Source organism: Candidatus Marithrix sp. Canyon 246, assembly GCF_001723685.1.
In the GTDB taxonomy this organism is placed as follows: Bacteria; Pseudomonadota; Gammaproteobacteria; order Beggiatoales; family Beggiatoaceae; genus Marithrix.
This window is the reverse complement of sequence record NZ_MCBX01000030.1, coordinates 1-4,563: the sequence shown is the minus strand read 5'-3', so window position 1 is coordinate 4,563 and position 4,563 is coordinate 1. Positions and strand designations below refer to the sequence as shown.

Below are 4,563 nucleotides of genomic sequence, written 5' to 3'. Positions count from 1 at the left end.
TCATCTAATTGTGGAACTTGTTTGCTTTTTATTTCTGCTACTGCTGCTAAAAAGGCTGTGTTTATATCATAACCTCGGCGTAATGCAGGAATTAGTGTCTCAGAAAATTTTGAATTGTTCCATGCAAGACTTTCAGCGTCGGAACTGGTTAATATTGTTCGTTTAGTGCCGCTGATGTCATTTATGAATGAGCCGCTGTAGCAGGTATCTATTATGATAATTTGTTCAGCAGCAATTTTGTTTAATTGTTGTTGTAGCTGATTTGCTGACAACCAATATTCACGATTTATTTGCAGACTGTCTTTTTGAGCATGTCCATGTATATAAAAGACAAATTGCTTAGTTGCATTAGCGGCAGTGTTAAACGCTGTTTCTAATTCTTGTTGTGGCTGAAATAGTTCATAATCAACAATTTTTGCATCTCTACCACTTCCATGTAAATCTTGCCATTTGTGGGGATTCATGTAAATGATATTTTCATGTTTATAACCTCTGCTAAATAAAGTTCTATACATGCGTAATGCTAAATCGTTGCTGTAAGGAAATAGGCTATTTTGTTTATGTGCGCCGCTGGCTGCAATGATTATGGCATATTTTTCATTAGTGCTTGTTGTAGGCTGAGAAGTTACTGGTTCAAATATAGCAGTAATATTCTTATTAGCGTCCATATTAATTGTAATGTTTTGATTGGAGCCATTAGCATCACCACGGAAAGCTTTGAATTTATAAGCTTGATTTGGTTTTGCGGTTAAATTTACTGTTTCACCACAATTATAAATAGTCTTATTAGGTTGACGTTCAACATTGCCATTATCTGAACTAATATTAAGCTTAAATGATTGAATTTCAAAATTGGCAGTAACTGGTTTATTACTATCCATAGTTAATTGACAACTGGAACTAGTTCCACTACAAGCACCGCCCCAAGCAGTAAATTTATAACATTGTTCAGGGGTTGCGGTTAAATTTACGGTTTCGCCAGCATTATAATTCTCTTTAGTAGAACCTGAGATGTTACCACCGTTTCCTGAAGATATTGATAAGGTATGTGTTTGAGGTTCTGAAGTTGGGCAATCTGGAAAACTATTTATTTTAGTTTGCCAGTTACCATAATTTGTGTTTTTGTCTTTGCAAAGTTGATTATTATTGATGCGAAGATATTGTAAATTAGGCAAAGCATTAAAATTGGGAATGGTGCCTGTTAGTTGATTGCTGTGGAGAGAAAGATCCTCTAATTTAGGCAAAGCATTAAAATTGGGAATGGTGCCTGTTAGTTTATTGTTGTAGAGATAAAGTCCCTGTAAATTAGGCAAAGCATTAAAATTGTGAATGGTGCCTGTTAGTTGATTGTTTTCGAGATAAAGCCTCTGTAAATTAGGCAAAGCATTAAAATTGGGAATGGTGCCTGTTAGTTGATTGCTGTGGAGATGAAGTTCCTGTAAATTAGGCAAAGCATTAAAATTGTGAATGGTGCCTGTTAGTTGATTCCTGTCGAGAAAAAGTTCCAGTAAATTAGGCAAAGCACTGAAATTGGGAATGCTGCCGCTTAGTTGATTACTATAAAGATAAAGATGTGTTAATTTAGGCAAAGCACTGAAATCGGGAGTGCTTCCTTTTAGCTCATTATTGGTTAGAGAAATCCTAGAAACACCACCATTACTACAACTAACACCATGCCAACTACAAGGCGTATTTGTAACATTCCAACCACTATTATTTTTCCAATTAGCCCCATCAGTACTATTATAAAGTTCTAACAACGATTCACATTCGCCTTTAGAAATTTCAGTGACTGCATCGCAGTCAGTTGCCGCTTGTATGATTGGACTTATTGCCATCATCAAGATTAATACTACCCAATTGAGCCAGTTGCTCAAGGGTTTATAGCATTTAATTATCATAGTAATCCTCATATATAGCTATATAACTTATGTAAGGTAATTTAAATTTAGTTAAGCCTTACTAATAGTATATGAGTATATCATAAAACTATAAAAAATTAAATATTGAATTATTAACTAATGTTACACATTGAACTTCCTGTTCCCCTGAAAGGGGATAACATACCAGCCTAGGGCAACGCCCTAGGAATGAGGTGTGATGTTAAGCCCTGAAAGGGCGATACATTATGTCACGCCCTTTCAGGGCTTAAATTCAAAATCAACCAATCCTAGGGCGTTGCCCTAGGCTAGTATGTCAGCCCCTTTCAGGGGCAACCGATAAACCTGACAGGAATGAAAATACGTAACATCAGTTATTAAGTAACCCAAGTTACAAAACTACCAAACTTAAATAATAAATCCATGCTTATATGCAATCCATGTAGTTATAGCTTACATCCAATTATCAAAACAATAAGGATTAAAAACAGCGCGTTGCCATAAATTATCACGTTCATTTTTACTTAATTCAGCTTCATTACAAACATTCACCCAATTATCATTTATTACCGATATTAATTTATGAATAATGTCTTTAGCTTCAAGTGGTTCTAACATGAATAAATGACAAATAGATAGTGCATTGACCAAAGTCGAATGATTGCCTTGTTTTCCTTCTAAATTCATTGCCTGACTGGCTATTTGTCCAGTTCTGTTTTGTGGGCAAATATCATAAGCTGGTGTTAAAGTTAATGTAATTCCATTCCAAAAAGCGGCATGATTTCTCGCATGATCATCTGTATTACCTATCAAAATATTAAAAACAATACGCCTAAAAAGTTCATGCAAAGAAGATTCTGCATTTGGTAAATTATGACGTATAACTTCAGCAAGTTGAGGATAACTCGCATAACGAGCTTCCATTTCATTCAATTTCAATAAACTTAAACCACTTAAAATTAAGCGGCGTTCAATAAAATCACCTTGTATGATTCTATCAAAGCGTTCTACCAGTAAAATATCTTTAGCTAAAGAACGTTTTAATTCAACATTAGCTACATCAATATCAGCAAGTTGCGCTAATTTCATTGCCACATATTCTGCTTTTACTATATCATAATGATCAGTAGATGAACTGAATTTAGCAATATATTGTTTATGCTTATCACCAATTAATGCCTTTGGTCTTGCGCCGCCTACGCTAGTTCCATGTAATAATGCGTGATCTAATTCTGGCGGAAGTGGCAACCTTGCTTCTATTAATTGTGCCGCTTGTAATAAATCTTCTAATTGAACTACAGATGAATCTCTAGCCGTATAAGTCTGATTACTTTGTTGAAAATCCAATGCCCCAATTCGATTACTGCTAGATAACAACATATAATCGACTTCATTAAAATTCTGTTGTGAATACTTATAATGCAATACGCGCCTGCCCCAAGCATCAGGTGCTGCATCTCTCAAACAAGAATGAATTTCATTAATACCTTCTGGTTCAAAAGTTGAACCTTGCAAAGGTAACTCTATTGGAGATAAAGAAATTGCGTTCTGATTTTGTAAATAAGATTTAGCATAAATAAAATGGTATTTGCCTTGTTGAAAGTTAATTTTTCCAGCAACGACTGGCTCAGAACAGTTAGGCAACCATATCCAAACAAAAGCATCTAAATTAGAAGTCATTATCAAGTTCCACCTTTTTGCCAACTCGTTTTGAGGGTAAAATTTCGATTAAATTGGCAATAGCTTGAGATACTTTAGTCATTTGCCGTACATCATCTTCCATTATAGGAATACCTACAATAATTGCAGATTCTAAAACAGTACCAATTCCTACATTAGGATTTCCTTTTTCCAATAAACTGATTGTATAGCGGCTCACACCGACACGTTCAGCCAAATTAGCTTGTGACATATTACGTTCAATACGCCCAGCTTTAATCATTCCGCCTAAGACTTGTAAAACTATTTCTGCACGTTTTGATAGTGGCTTTATGCGTTTTCGATTCATGTTGATTATAAGCATCATTAGTGTATTATGTGATCATTATAATCAACATTATTCATTATTGCTATGTATCTTTGAAGCTAAATCTAAAAATAATTTGTAATGGATGAAAATAAGTTAGTATGATATATTTAATAACTGATGTTACGCACCTTGATTCCTGTCAATTTTATCAGTTATTAATACTGTGTAAGTGTGCCATCCTGTTTTGCCCTTTGCACTGCTTTAGAAAAAATCCAAATACTAATCGGCAACATTATCAAAGAAAAGATGCCTAATACAATAATATTAGGCAACAACTGTGAAATAGTATAACCTTGTAAAAATGCTAATCGCATACCCTCAAGCACATAAGTCACAGGTAATAAAAACCCCCTAAAAGCTTAGACAAATTGCTTAATATAAAATTGATAGGATCGCCCTTTTTTAATACCATTACAAAACTAGCAGCTAAAATTCCAAAACCACTAAAGGCTGTAATAGTCAATAACAGCATGACAGCAACACCAATAAAATTGGCATTACTTAAATCTAAATCGAATAATAGCACGCCTAGTAATAAATAAATTACTGATTTAATAGTTGCCCAAATAAAACTATAAATAGATGAAGCAATCAAAATAACCGGAATCTCTGTTTGAGTTACCAACAAAGCTTCCAAGGTGCCAAGCATTTGTC

General features: G+C 34.4%; 5 protein-coding genes. All 5 read right to left on the bottom strand.

The genetic code is table 11. From position 1 onward, the window contains the following. Window positions 1-1,901: InlB B-repeat-containing protein (locus BHU68_RS12115; protein WP_069473737.1), on the bottom strand; the 1,901-nt coding region annotated here is incomplete at its 3' end. Window positions 1,902-2,333: 432 nt separating this feature from the next. After that, the gene (locus tag BHU68_RS12110; protein ID WP_069471882.1) at window positions 2,334-3,560 is read right to left on the bottom strand and encodes a type II toxin-antitoxin system HipA family toxin; all 1,227 of its coding nucleotides are present in this window, start codon (window positions 3,558-3,560) and stop codon (window positions 2,334-2,336) included. Then, complete coding sequence (locus BHU68_RS12105; protein ID WP_083234303.1) at window positions 3,550-3,906, bottom strand: helix-turn-helix transcriptional regulator; 357 nt, start codon at window positions 3,904-3,906, stop codon at window positions 3,550-3,552. Before BHU68_RS12105 ends, BHU68_RS12110 begins: the two co-directional genes overlap by 11 nt. A 158-nt stretch (window positions 3,907-4,064) precedes the next feature. After that, window positions 4,065-4,223, bottom strand: coding sequence for a hypothetical protein (locus BHU68_RS17355; protein WP_171899571.1), 159 nt, complete (start codon window positions 4,221-4,223; stop codon window positions 4,065-4,067). A gap of 17 nt (window positions 4,224-4,240) precedes the next feature. Next, window positions 4,241-4,563 (bottom strand): ABC transporter permease (locus BHU68_RS12095; protein WP_171900407.1); only part of this gene is annotated, 323 nt, incomplete at its 5' end.

Excerpts from the sequence above, each read along its gene's own strand:
- BHU68_RS12110 (WP_069471882.1), bottom strand. The coding sequence starts at position 3,560 with ATGACTTCTAATTTAGATGCTTTTGTTTGGATATGGTTGCCTAACTGT.
- BHU68_RS12105 (WP_083234303.1), bottom strand. The coding sequence starts at position 3,906 with ATGATGCTTATAATCAACATGAATCGAAAACGCATAAAGCCACTATCA.
- BHU68_RS17355 (WP_171899571.1), bottom strand. The coding sequence starts at position 4,223 with ATGCGATTAGCATTTTTACAAGGTTATACTATTTCACAGTTGTTGCCT.